Raw genomic sequence first — 21,410 nt, 5'->3', positions numbered from 1 at the left:
TAGGCATAATTTGACCGATGGGGCACAATTGGAATCTGTGAGCACTCCATTGAAGACGACAAAGACGATTGAACGCACTGATACCCGCGTCGATGAGTCGACGAGGGACGACACTCCGAAGTTCTTCCATTACGTCAAGAAGGACCAGATCGTGAACTCCGCGGTCAACGGCTCCTACGTCGTTGCTCTGTGCGGTGAAACCTTCCCTGTGAAGAAGTCGGCGAAGCCGGGTTCGCCGGTATGTCCTGACTGCGAGCGGATTTACAAGTCCCTGCGTCGCAAGTGAGCGGGCTTCGTAAATGGCAGCAGGAGGCCCTCGACAAATACCTGGCGACTAACCCCAAGGACTTCCTTGCAGTGGCGACACCGGGCGCAGGTAAGACGACCTTTGCCCTGCGCATCGCCAGTGAGTTGCTGTCGCGTCGGATTGTCGAGCGCATCATCGTCGTAGTTCCCACTGAGCACCTGAAAGTGCAGTGGGCTGCTTCCGCTGCTCGTTCGGGGATTGCGTTGGATCCCAAATTCACCAACGCCAAGGGTGTGGTAAACCCCTCCTACCAGGGAATTGTTGTGACCTACGCCCAAGTCGCAGTGCATCCGTTTAAGCACCATGCCGTAGCCACCGCTCGGCCGACATTGGTGATTCTGGACGAGGTGCACCACGGCGGCGATGCCAAGAGCTGGGGCGACGGCATTTCCGAAGCTTACGGCGATGTCGAGCGCCGCCTGTGCCTAACTGGTACGCCGTTCCGCTCCGATGATGCGGCGATTCCGTTTGTTCGCTACTCGCCGGACGGCGATGGATACTCGCGTTCCGTCGCCGATTACACGTACGGCTATTCCAATGCGCTTGCCGACGGCGTCGTGCGCCCAGTGGTCTTTTTGGCTTACTCCGGTGAAGCTCGCTGGCGTGACAGCGCGGGTGATGAGTTCGCTGCGCGACTGGGGACTGTGATGAGCCCAGAGGAGACCACGCGTGCTTGGCGCACCGCGCTTGACCCGAAGGGCGAGTGGATGCCTTCTGTACTGCGGGCAGCACACACCCGTCTCTCGCAGATGAGGCAGCATATCCCGGACGCGGGTGGCCTGGTTATCGCCTCCGACGCGGCAACTGCTCGTGCGTACAAACGTATCCTGGAGCAGATTGCCTCTACGCCGGTGGCGTTGGTGCTCTCGGATGAACCGGGCTCGTCGGAACGAATCAAGACTTTCTCCGAGTCCACCGATGAGTGGATGGTGGCCGTGCGCATGGTCTCCGAAGGCGTGGACGTGCCGAGGCTGGCGGTCGGTGTGTACGCGACCAGTTCCTCCACTCCACTATTCTTCGCGCAGGCTATCGGACGATTCGTGCGAAGCCGCATGCCGGGGGAGACTGCTTCCGTCTTCTTGCCGTCGATTCCGGTGCTGCTCGACTTGGCCTCGCAGATGGAGGTGCAACGCAACCACGTGCTCGGCAAGCCGGATCGGCCTTCGGAAGGCTGGGAAGATGACTTGGTCGCTGAAGCCAATCGCCGCAAGGATGAGCCCGACGAATTGCTGCCGGCCTACGAATCCATTGGCGCGGATGCTGAACTCGACTACCTCATCTACGACGGCTCCTCCTACGGCACCGCAACCGTTGCCGGTTCCGCCGAAGAGGCCGACTATCTGGGTTTGCCAGGGCTTCTCGACGCCGACCAGATGCGACTCCTGCTGCGTCAGCGGCAGGATGAACAGCTTAAAGCCGCCAGTGCCCGAGAGAAGGAAGCCCGCGAGGAGGCGAGGGAATCGTCGTCAAGCGGAGGCGAAGGGGGCGCGGTCCACCGCATTGAGGGATCGGCGTACCCGAGGCCGCAGAAGGTGGCCAGTGAGGTGTTGCCGAAGTTGCGGAAGGAGCTCAATACGCTGGTGTCGATGACAGCGGCGCGAACCGGTAAGCCACATGGTCAGGTGCATAACGAGGTTCGGCGCGCCTGTGGTGGCCCGCCGACTGCACTGTGTACGGAGGAGCAGTTGCGCGATCGCATTAGCTACCTGCGTAATTGGTAGGGTTTCAAACGAACTGAGCAATCTATCGGGCAAATTATGGTGGAGAGAAGAATGTCGGCAAGCAGTGATAAGTCGAGGCCGTCGGAATTGACCGGCGGTGGTTTGTCGGCTGTACCAGGCAATGACGGTCGGAATATTGGCGTGCTGGCACTGATCTTTGGCGTCGGCGGACTCTTGATGTCCTGGATGATTGTTGGTGGCATCCTCGGCGCCTTTGGCATTGTTCTGGGCATCATCGCGATGGCGAAGGCAATGAGCGCGAAGAGGCGCGTGCAGGCAGCTGGGGGAGACGCTGTCATCAGCGGTTCGTTCGGATTGGGCGTTGTCGGGATTGTGACGGGTATTGCAGCCGCCGTGGTGTCGCTGATGCTGTATTCGTCGACATCAGATGCGATGTCGAAGTGCGAGAAGTTCGAGCGCACCTCTGGAGAGTATGTCGAGTGCATCTCTAATCAGATGGGAACCGATCAGCCAAAGAAGTAATCGGAGTGAGTTCGGACGCGAAGTCAATAGCGGTTTTACTTTGGGCCCGGAGTTTCGGTGAACGCCAGATGCGCAATCAGGAAATGAGCTAACCCCGTAATCCACCCCCGAAGTCCAACTGCCTGCAGTTTCGACCGGGGGTTTCTTAGTGAAATCTCATATTTGGCCGAGTATTGGTAATGATATTGGTGTCAGAAAGTACCCACATTTGGCATCCCCTACATGCGGTAAACGTTTCAACATGCGTGCAATACAGGATGTCTGCTGATTATTGAATAGGAGCGTGAATCGTGGCAGCGACATCTACGCGCGACAACTCCCCGGAACTGTCACCTGGTCAACAAGACCGTGGTTACCTCAGCCGGGAGCTTTTCCGTAAGCGCACCGGTCTAGGGCTCGGTATTATCCTGTCCTTGCTGGTGTACTTCTTTATGCCGGCTGAGCTCGATCACAACCTGCGTGCAACCGCAGGTGTAGCAGTGCTTATGGCCGTGTGGTGGATGTCCGAGGCTATCCCGATCGCCGTTACGGCTCTGCTGCCGTTGGCGCTATTCCCGATTCTCAACCTCGCGGAGATTAAGGATTTCTCGGGCAAGTACACAGACCCGACCATCTTCCTCTTTATGGGCGGCTTCCTGTTGGCACTGGCGATGCAGCGTTGGAACTTGCACAAGCGGGTCGCATTGTGGGTTCTGGTGCTCATGGGGTCGTCACCAAAGATGCTGATTCTCGGCTTCATGGTAGCTACTGGCTTCCTGTCGATGTGGGTGTCCAACACGGCTACGGCCGTGATGATGCTGCCAATCGGTGTGTCCGTGCTGAGCCTAATTGTCCGAATGCTGCACGATGAAAAGATTGCTGCAGAGGATGCGGGTTCTGCGAGTGAATCCGTCGCTGAAACCCCCGGTGGGGATGCGCTGGAGGAGGCCGAGGAGTCGTCGTCAAGCTATGACCCGATGCCAAAGTCGAACTTCGGTATTGCGCTGATGCTGGGTATCGCCTACGCGGCATCGATTGGTTCGCTGGGCACGATTATTGGTACTCCGCCGAATGCGATGCTGGCGGCCTACATGGCGGAGCAGGGAGTCAATATTGGATTTGGCCAGTGGATGCTGCTCGGTGTCCCAGTGGCGGTTGTGCTCATGCTCTGTGCATGGTTCCTGCTGACAAATGTTCTGTTTAAGCCGGAGATTACGCATATTCCGGGTGGTCGCGAACTCATGCGTGAAGAGCTGAAGCGCCTTGGCCGTATGTCGACTGGTGAGCGTCGCGTGCTCATGGTGTTTATCGCGGCTGCACTGGCGTGGGTCTTTGTTCCGGTGCTACTGCCCGACACCAAGATTGCCGATGCGGTGATTGCAATGACCGTGGGTATTGCGCTGTTCCTTATTCCGGGCGGTCCTGATGGCGTTAAGCTTATGCGTTGGGAAAATGCGTTAGAGCTGCCGTGGGGCGTGCTGCTGCTGTTCGGTGGTGGCCTGGCGCTGTCCTCGCAGTTCGGTGCCTCTGGGCTGTCGGACTGGATTGGCGAGCAGCTGTCTACTCTCGGCTGGATGCCAGTGGCTGCACTCGTGGTTGTCGTCGGCGCCGTTGTGCTGTTCCTGACCGAGTTCACCTCTAACACCGCGACGGCCGCGACCTTCCTGCCGCTGGTTGGTGCGATGGCAATCGGCTTGGGCCACGACCAGATGATCTTCGCAGTTCCGGTTGCTCTGGCGGCTACTTCGGCATTCATGATGCCGGTTGCAACACCGCCGAATGCTATCGCCTACGGCTCCGGCTACGTCAGCATGGACAACATGGTCAAGGCCGGTGTCTGGCTGAACGTCGTCGCACTGATCGTGATTTCTGTGGCATCGCTGACGCTGCTGCAGTGGGTATTCGGCGTCGTGTACTAGCTGGGTATTTGGTAGCTGGTAGAGGATGGTGGGCCAGCGTGCTGGACCACCATCGGACTGTTTCGCCTAGCGTTGCTTAGATGCTCCTTCGCCCCGTTCCACTTCGGTGGTCCGGGGCTTTTGGCTGCACATGTGAAACTGTGTGAGTTTATGACACTTTCAGGCCATTTTTCAGGCCATTTTTGACATAAACGCAGTCAGTAACTCGGATTGGCCCACCGCCGCCCGCCATAAACGCCGTCAGTAACTCACTAGCGCTGATACCAAAAAGAAGAATCGGGCCCGAATAAGGTGTGAAACCTCATTCGAGCCCGATTTTCGGGGTCTAGCTGTTAGCCCATTTACGACTCCAGGTTAAAGCTTTACTCCAAGTAGTCGCGCAGCACCTGCGAACGCGATGGGTGACGCAGCTTGGACATCGTCTTGGACTCAATCTGACGGATGCGCTCGCGCGTCACACCGTAGACCTGACCAATCTCGTCCAGGGTACGTGGCATGCCGTCGGTAAGGCCGAAGCGCAGACGGACGACACCGGCTTCACGTTCGGAGAGTGTCTCCAGAACGTCGCCAAGCTGATCCTGGAGGAGCGTGAAGCTAACGGCGTCAACGGCGATGACTGCCTCGGAGTCCTCAATGAAGTCACCGAGCTGGGAGTCGCCCTCGTCACCGATGGTCTGGTCCAGCGAAATCGGTTCACGAGCGTACTGCTGAATCTCGAGGACCTTTTCCTCGGTGATATCCATTTCCTTAGCGAGCTCTTCCGGAGTGGGCTCGCGGCCCAGATCCTGGAGCAGCTCGCGCTGGATACGGCCGAGCTTATTAATGACCTCAACCATGTGAACCGGAATACGAATGGTTCGAGCCTGGTCGGCCATTGCACGAGTAATGGCCTGGCGAATCCACCACGTCGCGTACGTGGAGAACTTGTAGCCCTTGGTGTAGTCGAACTTCTCGACCGCGCGAATCAGGCCGAGGTTGCCCTCCTGAATCAAGTCGAGGAAAGCCATGCCACGGCCGGTGTAGCGCTTTGCCAGGGACACCACAAGACGGAGGTTGGCCTCGAGTAGGTGATTCTTGGCGCGCTGACCGTCGCGAGAAATCTCGCGCAAGTCGCGCTTTTGAGCGTAAGCGATGCGCTCGCCGGCTTCCTTGGCCTCGTCAATTTTGTACTGCGCGTACAGACCGGCCTCGATGCGCTTTGCCAGACTGACCTCTTCCTCGGCAGTCAGCAGCGCGACCTTACCAATCTGCTTGAGGTAGGCGCGGACAGAGTCAGCGGAGGCAGTGAGGGCAGCATCCTTGCGGGCCTGACGCAGACGAGCGGACTCGTCCTCGTTCCAGACCTCGTCGCCCTCGTCCTCTTCATCCTCGTCTTCGTCCTCGTCCTCGTCGTCCTCTTCTCCATCCTCGTCGAGGTCGTCGTCTTCGAGGTCGTCATCATCCAGATCGTCGTGAAGATCATCGTCTTCGAGATCATCATCCAGATCCGGGTCGTAGTCCCGCTCCTGCTCCAAGTCGTGGTCGAGTTCCTCGTCTTCGAGCTCCTCGTTCTCAGTTGCGTCGAGAGCCTGCGCGTCCTTCGCCTTCGCCGCAGCAGCCTTGGCCGCGGTGGCCTTCGCAGCCGTTGTTCGCTTAGTTGCCTTCTTGGCGGCGGCCTTACGCGTGGTCTTCTTAGCGACCGACTTCTTGGCCGCCTTCTTCACGGTCTTCTTGGCAGCTGCCTTCTTAGCGGTCGCCTTTTTCGCCGCAGTCTTGGTAGCAGCCGTCTTTTTGGCAGCAGTTTTCTTCGCGGCAGTCTTCTTTGCCGCGGTCTTCTTTACTGCCTTCTTGATGGCCTTCTTTACAGCCTTCTTTGCAGGAGTAGCTGAACCGGTGCCACTCCCGGTGGATTGGTCCTGAGCTTGCCCCAGTTCGTTGCCTGCCACGAACGCCCTTTCACGATGTACGTTGTGTGCGCCGCCAAAGCCGCCGCCAGCTTCTCTCTGTCAGAGAGAAGCTCAACGCGCCAGTGGTGCGCCTTTACTTCGTCTATAGCCAACTAGCCGAATGGAAAACATTCAGAGCTGACCTTTTCGTGCCACGGTCATCAGTGTTGCTTTCTGGCTCTTAGCGAAGAAGTAATCGGTGAAAATCCTCATCGAAGCAGTGCGCTTGAATTCGATTTTCCCAATCCTCCTCGAGCCTGTTGATTATTCAACCTTGCCGTGAGTCAACTTCTTATTGTAAACCAATTCTGAAAATCGCCGCCACGGGGCATGGCTTCAAGCACGTGTTACGCCCGCCACGTAGCGATCAATCCCCGTATAAGAAATGAAACTGTTTAAGGGTAAAGCCCCTGGTCAGCTGCAAAGGCGGCGCCAGCAATACCCGCATTATTATCCAAACTTGCGGGCACAACTGGAGTCTTACATGTCAACAGCGGAATCCACTTTTCGTATTCGCGGCTGATTCCGCCGCCGACGATGATTCGTGACGGCCAAAACAGCGCCTCGTAGATCTTAAGCACCTTGCTCACGCGCTCAGCCCACTCTTCGAAGCCGAGCCCCTCCACATCTTTAACTCTCGCGGACGCAAAGTGTTCAGCCTCCATGCCATCGATGACGAGGTGGCCTAACTCCGAATTGGGGTAGAGCAGTCCGTCATGAATAAGCGCGGAGCCGATGCCGGTACCAAAAGTCAGCAACAACACGGCGCCAGTCTTATTACCCGGATCGCCAAACTGGACTTCAGCTAGGCCGGCAGCGTCAGCGTCGTTAAGCACGTGCGCCCTGTTGTTGGGCAGATGCTTAGCGAAGAGCTCCTGGCAGTTCGTATTAACCCAAGAACCGTCAATATTGGCGGCCAGCAAGGCAATCTGATTCTGTACGACGGACGGAATCGTAATGCCGATGTCGGAATCCCACTGCGCAATCTCCACGATTTCCGCAATGGTCTTCGCAACTGCTTCCGGAGTTGCCGGCTGTGGCGTGAAAATCTTAATGCGATCGCCAATAAGCTGCCCAGTATCAAGGTCCACGCGGCCACCCTTGATTCCAGAACCTCCGACGTCGATGGCAAATCCAATTCGTTGTCCCATAGCTCAAATTGTACGAAACAGACACAATGGGGGCATGAGCAATAACTCGCATGGCACCGAACAACTCGCTAGCAGGACAAATAATAGGGGGTTTAGTGCACCGAATAGCCCCGGATCCGTGCGACCCAGCATCAGGGAATTGCGCGATCGCGCGGTACTTATCGCCCGCGCAGCCGCGGCGCACATCGCTAGTCGTCGGGTCGAACTCGGCTCCGATGGCGTTTTAGCAAGTTCCGAAACGAAGTCCTCACCTGTAGACCCGGTCACCGTGGTCGACCGTGAATCTGAGGAGCTCATTCGTTCGCTCATCAAGGCGTTTAGCAGCTCCGACCGAATTTTGGGCGAAGAAGGTGGGCTTGACGACGGTGCGGACTCTCCAGCGCAAACTGCCGACGCGGCCGAAGCGGTGACCTGGATCGTAGACCCCATCGATGGCACAGTGAATTTCCTCTACGACCTGCCCAATTTTGCTGTGAGTATCGCCTGCGCCGTAGGCGATGAGGTAGTGGCGGGTGCAGTAGCAAATGTGTCCTCGGGAGAGATTTACAGCGCAGCAAAGGGAGAGGGCGCTCAGGTATCTCGGCCGGACGGCACTATCCAGACGCTTAGTTGCTCCCCAACGGCCGAGCTGGAAAAGACACTTGTGGCAACGGGATTCAGCTATTCCGCTAGTCTCCGGAAGGTGCAGGGCCGGATAGCGTCGCAGTTGCTGGGGGAGTGTCGAGATATTCGTCGCATGGGATCGGCGGCGCTGGATTTGTGCATGGTGGCGCACGGCCGTGTTGATGCGTATTACGAACACGACATCAAGATTTGGGACTATGCAGCAGGTGCTCTGATTGCGGCTGAAGCAGGCGCAAGGATTAGGGTCCCGGAATTCACTCAGTGTGCTAACGCTGCTGGCCGGCCGGAGGGAGACCCGCTCGACTTCGGTGTCGGTGCGGCGAATCCGGAAGTTGCCGATGCGTTCTTCGAGGCATTGGATGGTGCTATCGCGAAGGCTAGGAATTAGTGCATCGGTCTAGGAGCAGGTGCTCGAGCCTAACGAGCTCAACCCCTCTAGGTCGGCTTGTTCGCCACGGTTCAATGCGGACAACGTTTCCTCAACCTGGCTGGCTACTTCGAGGTCCTTAAACCCCTTACCCAACGACACATCGACGGTTGCATCCGGCCGTCCATCGTGGATGAGCTCAAAACAGGGGAAAAGAGCGTGAAGCGCTGCGGCGTGGCTATTGAACTGCTCGCCATAACGCAGCTGGCCGAAGCAGCCGAGGTCTTGGTTTTCCACAATAGGGTCATTGCCGTAGGGAACCTGCTCATCGAGAACAAAATCGAGCTGCCGCAATTGCTCGGCGACGGTTGTAGCCTGGCCGACTTTGCCGTTGGCGTTATAGACGCGCACATGAACATCCGACGGTGGAACGACGTGTTCTCCGATTAGCGTGGTGGAGGAAACAGGGGTGCCAGCCGCGGGGAGGGTACAGGGGACCGGATAACTGGCCGGTTGGCTGCGGAATGCCAATACCCACGACGTAGCGGCAATCACTACAGCAACTACGGAAACCACCACGTAGGGAACAATTTTTCGTCGATGTGATGCGCTCGAAGTGCTCGCGGGGCCTGAACTCATAGCCATCATGTTATCCTCTCCACGGCTTATGGGCATAGAAACCTATTCTGACCTGCAGAGATGACAGATTGCGTGAATTGCCTTAATATCCGCTGAGAAAGGCACTGGAGAGTACAGGGTGTCAATCGTCTCAACGCGTTGTATTCTCCGAGAAAAAGTCAGTTCACAATGTCTAGCAAAGGTCCAGAAAGAAGGTTTGGGACATGGCTGTAAACTACGATGCCCCGCGTACTCGTGAAACCGAAGAGCTGGAGACCGATTCCCTCGAGGGCCTTCAGGCTGCATCTGCTGAGAAGGAAATCGACGACACTGACGACGGCGAAATTGTTGAGCCGTTCGAGTTGCCGGTCGCCGACATCGCGGGTGAAGAATTTGATATGGATGTTGCCCCGAAGGGGGAGGATGAATTCACCTGTGGCTCTTGCTTCATGGTGATGCACCGCTCAATGATCGCAATCGATAACGGCGATGGATTCCCCATCTGCCAGGACTGTGCCTAATCCCCGCACAGCCGGGATACCTTCCTAGGAAAAGGAAAACCGCCACTATCACGGTAATGGCGGCGCTGGAGCCGTCGGCAAGCGTGTAGCGGCGGTGAGAGATTGTGACCTAGCGGTCGAAGAGACTATCAAGCAGTGCCTCGGGGCGGCGGGTGGAGACCAGCCAATAGGGGGTTGGGTCGTCCGGATCGTCGAGGACTAGCAGCACCATCGTGGGAATCCACGTGTGCGTAACCAGGAATGCTGCTGGATCGAGCTGACGGCCCAACGCATTGCGCTGCGCGGACTTCGGGACCACCAGGGATTTGGCAACAACCGATGCTGGCAAAACTGCCGTGCCAGCGTGAAGCCAGCGTTCACCAGTGCTGTCCACTTCCACGGACACCGTGGTCTTCGACATTGTCAACAGCACCCACACGCCCACGGCCAGACAAATAATGCCGCCGACGACAAGCCAAATCGGTGAACGGTTAAAGCCAATCTGGGCCGTGCATACGAAAACGGCAGCAGCGCCGAGTATCCAGAACCACCAGGGAACCCAGAGCTTTTCGGAATAGACAATCGATGAATCTCCGCTCGAGCTCATTGTTATTGCCGCTCCTTCAGAGACGGATGCTGAGCTGTCGTCGCGACGAGGCTGCAGGTTATCTTTTCCACTCACGGTTATCCATTCTAGGGCACGGCTATGCTCGGAACTGATAAGGCCGAAGTGCGGTTCTTAAAAGACGCGACAGTGAAGGATATACAAAGAGATGACTTATGCCCCGGTGCGAGTGAAAAAGCTCGCTAAAGACGCAGTGATTCCCCAGCGTGCGCATGCCGATGATGCCGGTGTGGATTTGAGCTCAGTGGAGGATGTCGTCCTAGCACCAGGGCAGCGGGCGCTCGTGGGAACCGGTATTGCCATTGCTTTGCCGGCGGGCACAGTGGGATTGGTTCATCCTCGCTCCGGATTGGCTTTCAAAAAGGGGCTATCCATTGTCAACGCTCCCGGCACGGTTGATGCCGGTTACCGTGGTGAGCTTAAAGTCTGCCTGATCAACTTGGATCCGACCAATGCGGTGGAGATCGCCAAAGGCGATCGAATCGCACAGTTGGTTGTGCAGAAGGTCGAGCTCAGCCCGCTGGTGGAAGTCGATGAACTCGATGAAACTGAACGCGGTGCGGGCGGTCACGGCTCAACCGGAGTGTCCACGACGCTTTAAAACGCCTCTGACAGCGCGGGGACCCTACCAAGTGTGGTTCAATGCGTGAAGAGCTCAATAAAGCGTTTACAAAGGCGTATACAAAGATTTCTTTTTAGCGAGGTGTCAATAAACCACCATGTGGCCATTTGGAAAGAAGAACCAGCCAGAAGAACCAGCTGCTGAGGCAGAGGCCGTTACCACCGACTCTGCGGCGCCAGCTTCTGAGGAAGCTACTGCAACCCTGCATGACGACGCGCCGGAAACTGCCGCGGAGAACGCACCAGCAAACGGCCCCTTCGACATCAACAGCGCTAGCCCGACGCAGTTTGATTTTTCGGACTTCGCGAAGGCCAGTCTGAACCTCGGTTCGATGCTGCTGCCTATTCCTCACGTTGGTGATATTCAGGTGGAGATGGGGCCGACAGGTCCGACCATGCTGCACGTCGCCACTGAGCATGGCCGCGTAACTCCTGTAGCATTCGCTGCTCCGACGTCGGGTGGCCTCTGGGAGGAGTCCGCTCAGGAAATCAAGGACGGTCTTGAGTCCGATGGACTCGATGTCCATGTCGAGCAGGGGCCGTGGGGTTCTGAGGTCGTAGGTCGCACCTCCGATATGGAAATGCGAATCATTGGCGCCGACGGCCCGCGTTGGATGCTTCGCATGACGGCCTCTGGTCCGGCTGATCGGGCGGCGGATCTTGCGGATCTCGCCCGCGGTCTCCTTGCCCGTAGCTTCGTTTCTCGCGGCGAGAACCCGATGCCGGCAGGTCAGCCGCTTCCGGTTACGCTGCCATCCCAGATGGCCGAGCAGATTCGTCAGGCATACCAGCAGCAGACCCAGGCTGCTCAAGCTGAAGGTGAACCTGGGCAGGTGCCAGGCGCTACAGGTATCAACCCGGATGGCTCCACCAATTAGTTTGGTCCACCCTCCAGCAGAGAGAAGCTAGCTGCTTGACCAGTTAGAAGAGGATCTGCAGGCGCCACTGTGCACTACCCGCCGCCGTCACCCGACGGCGGCTTTTCTCTTGTCAGCGGGTAGTATCACACTGCGTGAACATCGAAGTGACTATTGACCGTCCCGCTGCCGGCGGAGAATTCATTGCCAGCTATGACGGACGAATCGGTTTCGTCACCGGCGGTATCCCCGGCGAACGCGTTGTTGTCGAAATTGCCAAACCTGATGCCAAGCTGTGGCGTGGCAATGTCGTTGAGGTTCTGGATGCCTCAGAACATCGAATTTCGCAGCGTTGCGAAGCAGCTCAGCAGGGCGCGGGTTGTTGCGACTGGGGTTTCATTGATCCTGAGCACGCGGCGCGTCTCAAGGCTGATGTCCTGACCGATTGCCTGCGCCGTCTTGGACGTTTCACCGCCGACGAACTGCCAGCTATCGATGTTCTTCCACTGGCTCCGACCTCCCGTTGGCGCACGCGCGTGCGGCTGGGTGTGGATTCCCAGGGACGAGCGGGATTACGTCGTTCCCGTTCCCACGAGCTCGTCATCGGCTCCGAGTGTGTCCAAACAGTTCCCGATCTCATCGCTGGCTTTTCGACGGCCAGAACCATCCCCGTCGCTAAGCCTGCTCGCGGTCGAGGGAGCAAGAAGCCGAAGCCAGGAGAACTCCATGTGGCCATGGACACGGAGGGTAACCGAAGTGCTGTGTACGTATCTGGCATCGGCAGGAACCGCAAGCAAACGTTGATTGAAGGCGAGCCAACTACACAGCACACGGTTCACGGAATTACTTTCGATGTGCCGACGACCGGTTTTTGGCAAGCCCATTGCCATGCCCCCGAGTTCTATGGATCGCGCATCATCGACCTGTTGGCTGGTCAGTCTTTCTCCTGTGGTTGGGATCTTTACGGTGGCGCAGGCGTTCTGTCGGCGGCACTGCGCAAGCTAGTTGACGCAGAGGGCTCAATTCTCTCTGTCGAGGGTTTTGCCGCAGCCGCGACGGCGGGGCGCAAGGCTTTCACTGCAGCTGACCACAGTGGAAATGCGTCGCCTGCGGCACCAGTCCGGTTCGTTACTGGGGATGTCACCAAGGTAGTGCGCCGCGAAGTTGCTAATGAGGAAACACCAAACCCGGATATCGTCGTTCTCGACCCTCCGCGCTCCGGTGCTGGTAAGGATGCCATTGCCGCTATTGCTGAAGCCAAGCCACGCACGGTCGTACATTTCGGTTGTGATCCGGCGACTTTTGCCCGCGATGCCCGGTACTGGGCTGACTACGGCTACGCGTTCAAACACCTCGAGGTCGTGGACGCATTTGGTCTAACGCATCACTTTGAAACCATCGCGGTGCTGGAGCAGCTGTAGCTAGAGTGGCTGCCGCATGGGCGCAAGAACGTTGGCGCCAATCACGTCGGCAAGCAAATGTGCCTGCCATGGGCGGAAACCCTGTTCCCTGAGGTGAGCGGAGATTTCGGTAACGGCTGGCAGGCCGCCAGCGTAGTTGTCGTGGTGGCGGAAAACGAATGAGCCGACTGCGCGACTGTGAATCCACCAAACCAGTTCACGTGTCTGCGCGGAAGTGATGAGTGTGTCTTTGCGCAGGTGTATTTGGGCACAGACGTTGTCGATGCAGTCTCGCGTGGTTTCGAAAATCTCGGCAGCTTGTGGGGCATGCTCAGCCCAACGTCGAAAGTGGGGCATCTCGTTGGGAGGCTGCTTCTGGGGCTTCGGCCATGACGACCTGGGTTCCTGACGGGCTTCATTAACGACCTTCAACCAAGCGTCCGCAGCACCGCGACGGCGACGTGGAAATCCACGGATTGCAGTCAGCTCACGCTGCGTACCGGGGAGTTGTTCTGCGATTGTACGTAGAACGCTGTGACCCATGACGTGTGTTGGGGAGACATCACGGCGCTGCGCGATTTCGTCACGCTCAGTCCACAGTGCACGGGCGACGTGGAGTTGTTCGGGAGTGCGCAGCTTCCCAATCCCTTTGAGCCCCTGCCACGAGTGTCCGACGTGCAGACCATCGAGGTATTTACGGTTTAGAGCTAGTTCGCGTTCGCATTCCTGTTCCAGCCATTCCAAACGGTCGAGCTCAGTCAGCGCCTGACAAAGAACCTCGGCGAGTTCGATGAGCAGCTCGACATCCAGGGCTGCGTAGTCCAGCCAATCCGCCGGCAGTGGACGAGTAGACCAATCCTCTCGACCGTGCCCTTTGGCAAGTCCAACTCCGAGGAGTCGTTCTGTTAGAGCTGCTAAGTTGACTCGCTCCAGTCCGAGAAGGCGGCCGGCCAGCTCAGTGTCAATGACTTTGGTGGGGTAGAGGCCCAGAGCCGCGAGGCAGGGAAGGTCAGAATGAGCTGCGTGAATGATCCAGGTCAGGTCGTTGACTGAGGAACCGAAAACGGTCATCGCCTTGCGGCCGTCTTCGGGATCGATGAGAAAGGTGCCCGCTCCACGGCGGCGAAATTGAAGGAGGAAGGCGCGGTCGTCGTAGCGATATGCCGAAGCTCGTTCAGTATCGACTGCGAGCCAACCGTGTCCGTTGGCCAGCTGCTCACCGGCGTCAACAATGTCGTCGATGGCGGAGAGCACGCGTGGAGTTCCCTCGGCTGGGGCAAGTCTTACTTCTACGTCGGGACTAGTTTCCACGTCGGAGCTCATCGCACGCCTCTTCGGTCGTCGGTATCAGCAGTCGTCGGTATCAGCCCAGCAGGGATACGCCGACGGGTGGCAGACCAGCGACGTTCGCTAGTACCTGAGCGAAGGATTCAACGTGAGTGCGCAAGTCGGTGCCACGAGCAGTCCACGATGCGCGCATTTCTAATTGAAAGGCCTGTGGCTTGCCGCCAATCTCGCCGTAGCGGACAGAGTTCGTAGTTGTCACCGTGCCACCCAAGTTCGACAGTTCGGCGTTGTTTTCAGCCAGAGCTTCGGTGAGCCATTGCCAGGCAACCTGGGGAAGGAGCGGATCTTCCGCGAGGGAGGCATCCATATCTGCCTGGATGTATGCAACCAAGCGCATGTCACCGTCCCAGGTTTCCTCACTGCGGGGGTCATGAAGCAAAATTAAGCGACCAAAGGCATCATCGTCCGAGGACTCAGGGACAATATCAGCTTCGGGCTGCGTGACCTCAAGCGAGACAGCGTGGCTAAACGGTGCCAGCTTCTGCGGTGGCCGAACGGTGCCCAGAGCAATCTCAGGTCGCAGTTCAGCAGAGTGCATTGACTCGACCGCGGCGCGGAAGTTCTGTGGCGTTGAATCGGTTCCATTCACGCGCCTGAACTTAGCCATATGACGCTTGCATTAGTGGGAGGCGCGCCGAAAAGAGCGGAAAGCGACCAAGCGGTTCGTCGAAAACGCACGGCAGGGCGAGCGATTTCCCTGTTCTTAGTACCCCACACATTTATTTCTAAGGTAAGTGGGGCATGATTGTCCGTATGAACAATCGTCGCACTTTGACTGATGCCCCGATTCTTGATGCAGCTTACGGTCGAACTCCTTCGCGCCGCCCGGTGTGGTTTATGCGGCAAGCCGGTCGTTCACTGCCTGAGTACCGTGAGGTGCGCAAGGACATCGGTATGTTGGACTCCTGCTTCCGTCCGGAACTGCTCGCTGAGATTACTATGCAGCCGGTACGTAGGCACGACGTTGATGCTGCGATTCTTTTTTCCGATATCGTCGTGCCGCTGAAGGCCGCGGGTGTCAACTTGGATATTGTTCCTGGCCGCGGTCCAGTAATGGATACTCCGGTGCGCTCGGAAGCAGACATCAAGGCTCTACCGGAAGTCACGGAAGAGCAACTCGCTCCGGTGGCCGAGGGTATCGGCCTCATTCTGCAAGAGCTGACTGATACCCAGGCACTCATTGGTTTCGCCGGTGCACCGTTCACCTTGGCGTCGTACCTGATTGAAGGCGGTCCATCCCGCAATCACGAGCGCACTAAGGCGCTGATGCACTCGGACCCTGAATTGTGGGATCACCTGATGCAGAAAATCACTCCGATGGTGATTGCTTTCCTGCGTGCGCAGATTGGTGCTGGTGTGGACGCTATTCAGCTCTTCGACTCCTGGGCTGGCTATCTCACCGTGCGCGACTACCGCCGCTTTGTGTTGCCGTACTCGAAGGAAATCTTCCAGGCCGTCGCCGACGCCGGCATTCCGCGCATCCACTTCGGTGTGGGGACCGGAGAGCTTCTCGGTGCGATGGCTGAAGCCGGCCCAGAAGTCATGGGCGTCGACTGGCGTGTGCCACTGGACGTTGCTGCCAACCGCATTCGTGCCACGCTTTCCGACGTTCACCGAGGCGCAGACCCGGCGCAAAACAGCCTTGCATTGCAGGGCAACCTTGACCCGGCGATTCTCTTTGCCGGTGAAGATGCAATGACCCAAGAGATTCAGCGCATCTGCTCTGAGGCGGACCGTGCAATTAAGCGTGGTGACGCCCGTGGACATATCTTCAACTTGGGTCACGGGGTGCTACCGAATACCGATGCCGACGCGATTACGCGCGCTGTTGAGATCATTCACGCAACGTAAAAGCCGACGCAACAGGCGTGTAAAACACGCACTAGCTAATTTCCTACAAGTCTTATCGACCGTGCCCGCTAGCGGCGCGGGCATAGAGAAAGCGTACGAAATACCGTGGTTGCACAACCTTCTACCATTGCCGTCGTAGGTGGCGGTATCTCCGGCCTGACCGCAGCGTATGAGTTGCGTAAAAAGCTCGGACCCGCCGCAAGAATAATTGTCATCGAGTCCAGTGCACAGGTTGGTGGCAAGCTGAAGACTCGACCAGGAGCTAACGGCCCTCTCGAAGCGGGCGCTGAGGCGTATCTGGCGTTCCGTCACGATGCCACCGAGTTTTTCAAGGAACTCGGTTTGGCAGATCAGCTAGTCGCCCCTTCGGGGCTGCCTTCCAAGCTCTACATTGGCGGTGAACTCAAGGACCTTCCGCGTAACACGGTCACCGGTATTCCAGGAAGCTCAGAAGGGTTGGACTATCTCCTCAGCGAGGCCACCCTCGCCAAGATTGATGCCGAGTCGAACCCCGAGCTCACTCCAGCCTTGCACTGGGTACTGGGAGACGACATGAACGTCGGCCAGCTGGTCGCGGCGCGGCTCGGTGAGGAAGTCGTCGACCGCATCGTCTCCCCGCTGCTCGGGGGCGTCTACTCAACCACCGCATACGACCTTGGCCTGCGTGCGACCATCCCACAGCTGGCGGCAGCGCTTGATGAAATGGCCAGTGTCGGTGATCATGTCAGCCTCACCGGCGCTGTCCAGCGCGTTCTGGAAGCACGTAAGCAGGCGCAGCAGGCGCGTCTGAGCAGTGAGGCTGCGACAGACTCGACGAAGGCGAAGCGACCGGTGGTCTTCCAAACGTTCCGCGATGGCTTCGAGGTTCTCTACAACACGCTTGTCGACGAATCGGGAGCCGAACTCCTCTTGTCGACGAACGCTACCGGTCTGCGGCAGCATGACAGTGGCTTTGAGGTGACAGTGGAAGCGCCGTCGGAAAGCGGCACGAGCGTTAGCACTATCGACGTCGACGGTGTTGTGCTGGCAGCACCTTCTGCAACCACATCGGAGCTGTTGAGCAATCTTGCGCCAGAGGCGGCTGAGCTCATCGGTGGGGTAGACACGTCGAACTCGGCGGTGGTCGGTATGTGTTTCGACTCGTCGGAAGGACTGCCGGAGATCAACGGCGTGTTGTGCGAGATTGGTGCGGACCTGTCCGCGAAAGCTTTCACAGTGTCGTCCCGGAAGTGGCCACATATTGGTGAGCGCTACGGTGCCGTTGTGAGGGCGAGCTTCGGCCGTTTTGATGATGACTCGCACGTGCATCGCAGCGACGATGACCTGATTGCCAGGGCAAAGGCGGATTTGGCTAAGGCGACTGGATTTGATGCCGAACCGACAGCGGTTTTCGTCCAGCGTTGGTGGGCGGGGATTCCACGCTTCGATATGGGGCATGGAGGCCTGATGGATTTTGCTCGCCAGGAGTTGGACGAGGTGCCTAAGCTTGCAGCAACAGGGGCATGGCTCAGTGGCCCGGGCATTCCGGAATGTATTTCCAACGCCAAGGCTGCGGCCAGCAAGATTGCTGCGGAGATAGCATAAAGCTGCGAGATTGGTGCTGAGTACGAAACTGGCGCTGACCCATCGTTTGTAAACAAACCTTTCAACCGAACTAGGAGATAACTAATGACCAAGCTCGATTTCAAGAAGCTCAATGACACCATCCGCTACACCATGTGGTCTGCCTTCAAGGTGACCCCAGGTGCACTCGGTGATAACCGCGAAGAGGCAGTGGCTAAGACCAAGGAATTCCTGGCTCGTTACGAAGACACTGATTTGACCATCCGTGGTTTCTACGATGTTTCGGCCATGCGTGCTGAAGCTGACTTCATGTTCTGGATTCACGCAGAGAAGCTGGAAGATCTGCAGGCGTTCTACAACGCCTTCCTGCGCGAGACTCCGCTGGGCCAGGCATCCACTCCGCACTGGTCGAACGCTGCACTGCACCGTCCAGCTGAGTTCAACAAGTCGCACCTGCCGTCGTTCATCATGGGTGAAGAGCCGGGACGATGGATTGCGGTTTACCCGTTCGTCCGTTCCTACGACTGGTACCTGCTGGAGCCGACCGAGCGTCGACGTATCCTTGCTGAACACGGTATGGCCGGTCGTGACTACCCGGATGTGCGCGCCAATACTGTCCCGGCGTTCGCACTCGGCGACTACGAGTGGATCCTTGCATTCGAGGGGCCGGAGCTCGACCGCATTGTGGACTTGATGTGGAAGATGCGTTACACCGAGGCTCGTCTGCACGTCCGCGAAGAGATTCCGTTCCACACGGGCCGTCGCGTCGATGACATTGCGGAGATTATCACCGTTCTGCCGTAGTCTGCGCGATCTACGAGTGAATCAGCAGCGCCGCTGGTCAAGGCCCGGTAACTGACGGGATTTTGACCAGCGGCGCTACTTCTTTATCTAGTTATTCAGCCGTCTTGTCCGGTTCCAGCGTGAGTGAAATTGAATTGATGCAATAACGCAGGTCGGTCGGAGTATTGTATCCCTCACCCTCAAAGACGTGGCCGAGGTGAGACTTGCAACGACTGCACAGCACTTCGGTACGGACCATACCGAGGCTCGTGTCTTGGCGCTCAATAATCCGGTCTCCAGCTAGTGGAGAGAAGAAGGATGGCCAACCGCAGTGAGATTCGAACTTCTCGTTCGACCGAAACAGCTCGTAACCACAAGCCCGGCAGCGGTAGACACCTTGAGTTTTAGTATCGGTGTACTCACCGGTGAAGGCGCGTTCAGTACCTGCCTGACGCAAAACCTGGTACTCCGCGGCACTGAGGCGTTCGCGCCATTCTTCTTCGCTCAGATTCCAGTCTTCGTTATGCGAATCAACCATTCTGAATAGCCTCCTCAGACTTGAGATCAGATTCCTGATTAGATTTCCTGCCTGCGATCTTCCAGTCGCTCAGCCAGCTGAAGCCGGATGCAAAGCTACGCCCATTGACGGCATCTACAATCGTCATTCGAATGAGTGCTGCCGTGATGGAGAGAATAAGAACGGCCCATCCAATACCGCCGATTGCAACCGTGAACCACGGGAAAAACAGGTCATCCTCATCAATCCACCAATTGGCGTAGAAGAAACAGAATACGACTCCGAGTCCTGCGCCCCAATTCAACATGACTGTCGAACCAATATTTCCTTCATTGTCGCGAGCCAAAACCAATGGGCGAAGCACGGTGAGAACCATTGGCAAGAGTGTCATCGAGTAGTACTGCTGTCCCAGGCTGGAAAGGAAGAACGCGCCGGTGAAGAGAACTCCGGAAGTCGTAGCAATCCAGAATTTCTCATCCCTTTCGAGCCAGCGAAGAAGGAGCACGACAGATACCAAGACGAAAATGCCGAAAAAGACTTGCCACAGCAAGATCAGTGTCGGGTGGGCACCCAGCCAAACAAGCTGCCCAGTCAGTGAAGCATTTGCAAAGTCACGGACAACTCCCAGGTAGGGGATAGTGATATCTAGGTAGTCACGTGGTTGGACCATGAGCGGCCACGCGATGACATTGGCTGCAATTACCACCCCGATACTGGTCAGTACCGTAGAGAACTGCCTGCGCATGAACGGTAGGAACAGCATTGGCAAGAATACGGGCTTGATAGTGATTGCGATACCGATAATCAGGCCGGCCAGGATATTGCGTCGCTCGGTCAATGCAATAAAAAATAGCACTAATGCAAGGAACAGTGAACCGTTAACGTTCGTAAAATCAAGGGTGTTGGTAACGGGTTCCGTAAGGTAGAGCAGTGCTATCGACGCTGGAATGATGGGGCCAGAGCGCGCAATACCAAGCCACCTGAGTAGCAACACAATTGCCGCAATGATTGCAGCTGACTGAAATACCGCAAACCAGATTCGGCCCGATTCAAGCGAGCCGAACAAATCAATCGGGGCTAAAAGTAGGGTAGCGCCTGGGGAATACAGATAGTGTGGATCGGCTGTTACGTAGTCTTCCGAATAAACGGGTACCTGCGATACGAATCGATTAATTGCCGACCAGACCGTCGTAAAGTCATCTGTGCCAGACACGTCTTTCGGCAAAACCCAGGTGCGGTGAAAAATCACCACAGCTGCGATAGGCCACAAGAAAGCGCTGAGTCCTCGCGACACCTGCCGAGACAGAGGGCGTGGAGCCACCGAATTTGTCTCTGGCGTGTCCTTGGACGTTTGCGTTAATGCCGTTGCGCTTGCGCTCACGTCGATTTTTGGTTTACTCACAATACTCCACCCTACTGGGTGAAGCTGCGGGAATAGCGTAGGAAGATGTGTGAGTCGGAACGTAGGATATCCCGCACTTCAAAAGCCTGCGGGGTCGTCGAGTTCGAGTCCTCATCAGGGTCGTTCTCGCCGAAAGTCAGGGGGCCGTTACCCACCCACATCGGCGACAATGTCAGGAACAGTTCGTCGACGCACCCGTTTTTGAATGTTTCTCGATATATCGTCGGCCCACCCTCTACGACAATGTCTCGATACCCATGTTCAGCCAGCCATGCTAACGCCGCTTTTACCGAGGGGTCAGGGAGCTTAACGACGCGAGCCCCGGCCGACTCCATCTTTCTAGCTTTGTTCTTGTGAGCGGCCTTTGCTTCTTCATCATTAAAAATATCTTCAGTCGGGGTGAAGATTATCGGAGGATTGACTTCTGCATTCGCGAAAAAGTCAGATTTTATATCTAAATCCAACGAGCGCGAGAGTGTGGACATCGCCACGTGCTCGGAGCGACCTAGCTTCTGTCGAACGGCCTCTAGGTACTCCGGTATCTCAACTGGCCCGTACCCCTCGGACGCAATGGTGCCTGTACCAACGAAAACGACGTCGGCAAGCGCGCGAAGCGTGTTGAAAACCGTGGCATCGGTGTCGTTGCCAAGCTGGCCCGAGGTGCCTTCGACGGCGCCGCGTCCGTCCAAGCTGGTGACGGCGATGGCCGTGACGGTGGAGGCGGCGAGGGACAACGCTGCTGAATCATGTGCCGTTTGCGCAGGTCGGGAAAGAAACTGCAGAGTTTCGTCGGTCGATGGGCTTCTGGAGGTGAGTGTAGCCATACCGCTGAGGTTAAGCCGACAATTGC

21 protein-coding genes are annotated in these 21,410 nt (G+C 57.3%); 12 read left to right on the top strand and 9 right to left on the bottom strand.

Annotation, left to right across the window (positions count from 1 at the left end; all coding sequences use genetic code 11):
• Positions 1-37: 37 nt before the first annotated feature.
• From NQ014_RS03235 to NQ014_RS03220, 4 genes are all read left to right on the top strand, one after another.
• Positions 38-286 (top strand): DUF3039 domain-containing protein, encoded by a 249-nt coding sequence (locus NQ014_RS03235; protein ID WP_005509477.1) that lies wholly within the window; start codon positions 38-40, stop codon positions 284-286.
• Positions 283-2,028 carry a DEAD/DEAH box helicase gene (locus NQ014_RS03230; protein ID WP_048733265.1) on the top strand — a complete coding sequence of 582 codons (1,746 nt, stop codon included), beginning with the start codon at positions 283-285 and terminating at the stop codon, positions 2,026-2,028. The genes NQ014_RS03235 and NQ014_RS03230 overlap by 4 nt, the downstream gene beginning before the upstream one ends.
• 51 nt (positions 2,029-2,079) lie before the next feature.
• Positions 2,080-2,511, top strand: coding sequence for a hypothetical protein (locus NQ014_RS03225; protein WP_257073702.1), 432 nt, complete (start codon positions 2,080-2,082; stop codon positions 2,509-2,511).
• A 290-nt stretch (positions 2,512-2,801) separates the two neighbouring features.
• Positions 2,802-4,409 (top strand): SLC13 family permease, encoded by a 1,608-nt coding sequence (locus NQ014_RS03220; RefSeq protein ID WP_257073701.1) that lies wholly within the window; start codon positions 2,802-2,804, stop codon positions 4,407-4,409.
• 362 nt (positions 4,410-4,771) lie between these two features.
• Here the strand turns inward: NQ014_RS03220 and NQ014_RS03215 are convergent, their stop codons facing one another.
• Entirely contained in the window at positions 4,772-6,334 is a 1,563-nt protein-coding gene (locus NQ014_RS03215; protein WP_257073700.1) for an RNA polymerase sigma factor, read from the bottom strand.
• A gap of 395 nt (positions 6,335-6,729) precedes the next feature.
• Positions 6,730-7,485 carry a polyphosphate--glucose phosphotransferase gene (gene ppgK / locus NQ014_RS03210; RefSeq protein ID WP_257073699.1) on the bottom strand — a complete coding sequence of 252 codons (756 nt, stop codon included), beginning with the start codon at positions 7,483-7,485 and terminating at the stop codon, positions 6,730-6,732.
• A 118-nt stretch (positions 7,486-7,603) separates the two neighbouring features.
• Here ppgK and NQ014_RS03205 point away from each other — a divergent pair, with 118 nt between their 5' ends.
• On the top strand, positions 7,604-8,497 hold the full coding sequence (locus NQ014_RS03205; protein ID WP_257073697.1) for an inositol monophosphatase family protein: 894 nt from the start codon (positions 7,604-7,606) through the stop codon (positions 8,495-8,497).
• Between the two features lie 9 nt (positions 8,498-8,506).
• On the opposite strand, the gene cei is transcribed toward NQ014_RS03205, so the two are convergent.
• Complete coding sequence (gene cei, locus NQ014_RS03200; RefSeq protein WP_257073696.1) at positions 8,507-9,115, bottom strand: envelope integrity protein Cei; 609 nt, start codon at positions 9,113-9,115, stop codon at positions 8,507-8,509.
• Between the two features lie 203 nt (positions 9,116-9,318).
• Between cei and NQ014_RS03195 the strand changes: the two genes are divergently transcribed.
• Entirely contained in the window at positions 9,319-9,615 is a 297-nt protein-coding gene (locus NQ014_RS03195; protein ID WP_016422655.1) for a DUF4193 family protein, read from the top strand.
• A 109-nt stretch (positions 9,616-9,724) separates the two neighbouring features.
• Here the strand turns inward: NQ014_RS03195 and NQ014_RS03190 are convergent, their stop codons facing one another.
• Positions 9,725-10,201 carry a DUF3093 domain-containing protein gene (locus tag NQ014_RS03190; protein ID WP_257073695.1) on the bottom strand — a complete coding sequence of 159 codons (477 nt, stop codon included), beginning with the start codon at positions 10,199-10,201 and terminating at the stop codon, positions 9,725-9,727.
• A gap of 166 nt (positions 10,202-10,367) precedes the next feature.
• Between NQ014_RS03190 and dut the strand changes: the two genes are divergently transcribed.
• From dut to NQ014_RS03175, 3 genes are all read left to right on the top strand, one after another.
• The gene (gene dut / locus NQ014_RS03185; RefSeq protein WP_257073694.1) at positions 10,368-10,820 is read left to right on the top strand and encodes a dUTP diphosphatase; all 453 of its coding nucleotides are present in this window, start codon (positions 10,368-10,370) and stop codon (positions 10,818-10,820) included.
• A gap of 118 nt (positions 10,821-10,938) precedes the next feature.
• On the top strand, positions 10,939-11,718 hold the full coding sequence (locus tag NQ014_RS03180) for a DUF3710 domain-containing protein (RefSeq protein WP_257073693.1): 780 nt from the start codon (positions 10,939-10,941) through the stop codon (positions 11,716-11,718).
• A 134-nt stretch (positions 11,719-11,852) separates the two neighbouring features.
• Positions 11,853-13,118, top strand: a complete 1,266-nt coding sequence (locus tag NQ014_RS03175) for a class I SAM-dependent RNA methyltransferase (RefSeq protein WP_257073692.1) — start codon at positions 11,853-11,855, stop codon at positions 13,116-13,118.
• Here NQ014_RS03175 and NQ014_RS03170 read toward each other — a convergent pair whose 3' ends face one another.
• Together NQ014_RS03170 and NQ014_RS03165 are read right to left on the bottom strand one after the other, a co-directional pair.
• The gene (locus tag NQ014_RS03170) at positions 13,119-14,420 is read right to left on the bottom strand and encodes an HRDC domain-containing protein (protein WP_257073691.1); all 1,302 of its coding nucleotides are present in this window, start codon (positions 14,418-14,420) and stop codon (positions 13,119-13,121) included.
• A gap of 40 nt (positions 14,421-14,460) precedes the next feature.
• Complete coding sequence (locus NQ014_RS03165; RefSeq protein WP_101688165.1) at positions 14,461-15,051, bottom strand: DUF3000 domain-containing protein; 591 nt, start codon at positions 15,049-15,051, stop codon at positions 14,461-14,463.
• Between the two features lie 134 nt (positions 15,052-15,185).
• Here NQ014_RS03165 and hemE point away from each other — a divergent pair, with 134 nt between their 5' ends.
• The 3 genes from hemE (at position 15,186) to hemQ (ending at position 18,662) form a co-directional block, all read left to right on the top strand.
• Complete coding sequence (gene hemE / locus NQ014_RS03160) at positions 15,186-16,295, top strand: uroporphyrinogen decarboxylase (protein ID WP_257073688.1); 1,110 nt, start codon at positions 15,186-15,188, stop codon at positions 16,293-16,295.
• Between the two features lie 105 nt (positions 16,296-16,400).
• Positions 16,401-17,879: a protoporphyrinogen oxidase gene (gene hemG / locus NQ014_RS03155; RefSeq protein ID WP_257073686.1), complete on the top strand. Its 1,479-nt coding sequence runs from the start codon at positions 16,401-16,403 to the stop codon at positions 17,877-17,879.
• An 84-nt stretch (positions 17,880-17,963) separates the two neighbouring features.
• Positions 17,964-18,662, top strand: a complete 699-nt coding sequence (hemQ, locus tag NQ014_RS03150) for a hydrogen peroxide-dependent heme synthase (protein WP_257073685.1) — start codon at positions 17,964-17,966, stop codon at positions 18,660-18,662.
• Positions 18,663-18,753: 91 nt separating this feature from the next.
• On the opposite strand, the gene msrB is transcribed toward hemQ, so the two are convergent.
• Genes msrB through NQ014_RS03135 form a run of 3 tightly spaced genes read right to left on the bottom strand, consistent with a single transcriptional unit; the run spans position 18,754 to position 21,384 of the window.
• Positions 18,754-19,179: a peptide-methionine (R)-S-oxide reductase MsrB gene (msrB, locus tag NQ014_RS03145; RefSeq protein ID WP_257073683.1), complete on the bottom strand. Its 426-nt coding sequence runs from the start codon at positions 19,177-19,179 to the stop codon at positions 18,754-18,756.
• On the bottom strand, positions 19,172-20,560 hold the full coding sequence (locus tag NQ014_RS03140) for a glycosyltransferase family 87 protein (RefSeq protein ID WP_257073682.1): 1,389 nt from the start codon (positions 20,558-20,560) through the stop codon (positions 19,172-19,174). Before NQ014_RS03140 ends, msrB begins: the two co-directional genes overlap by 8 nt.
• An 11-nt stretch (positions 20,561-20,571) precedes the next feature.
• The gene (locus tag NQ014_RS03135) at positions 20,572-21,384 is read right to left on the bottom strand and encodes a dihydrofolate reductase family protein (protein WP_257073681.1); all 813 of its coding nucleotides are present in this window, start codon (positions 21,382-21,384) and stop codon (positions 20,572-20,574) included.
• Positions 21,385-21,410: the final 26 nt, after the last annotated feature.

The sequence above is a fragment of the Corynebacterium sp. 5QC2CO genome (genome assembly GCF_024580435.1).
GTDB classification, from domain to species: domain Bacteria; phylum Actinomycetota; class Actinomycetes; order Mycobacteriales; family Mycobacteriaceae; genus Corynebacterium; species Corynebacterium jeikeium_D.
The sequence above is the reverse complement of the archived record's forward strand: the minus strand, read 5'-3'. Positions and strand labels throughout refer to the sequence as shown.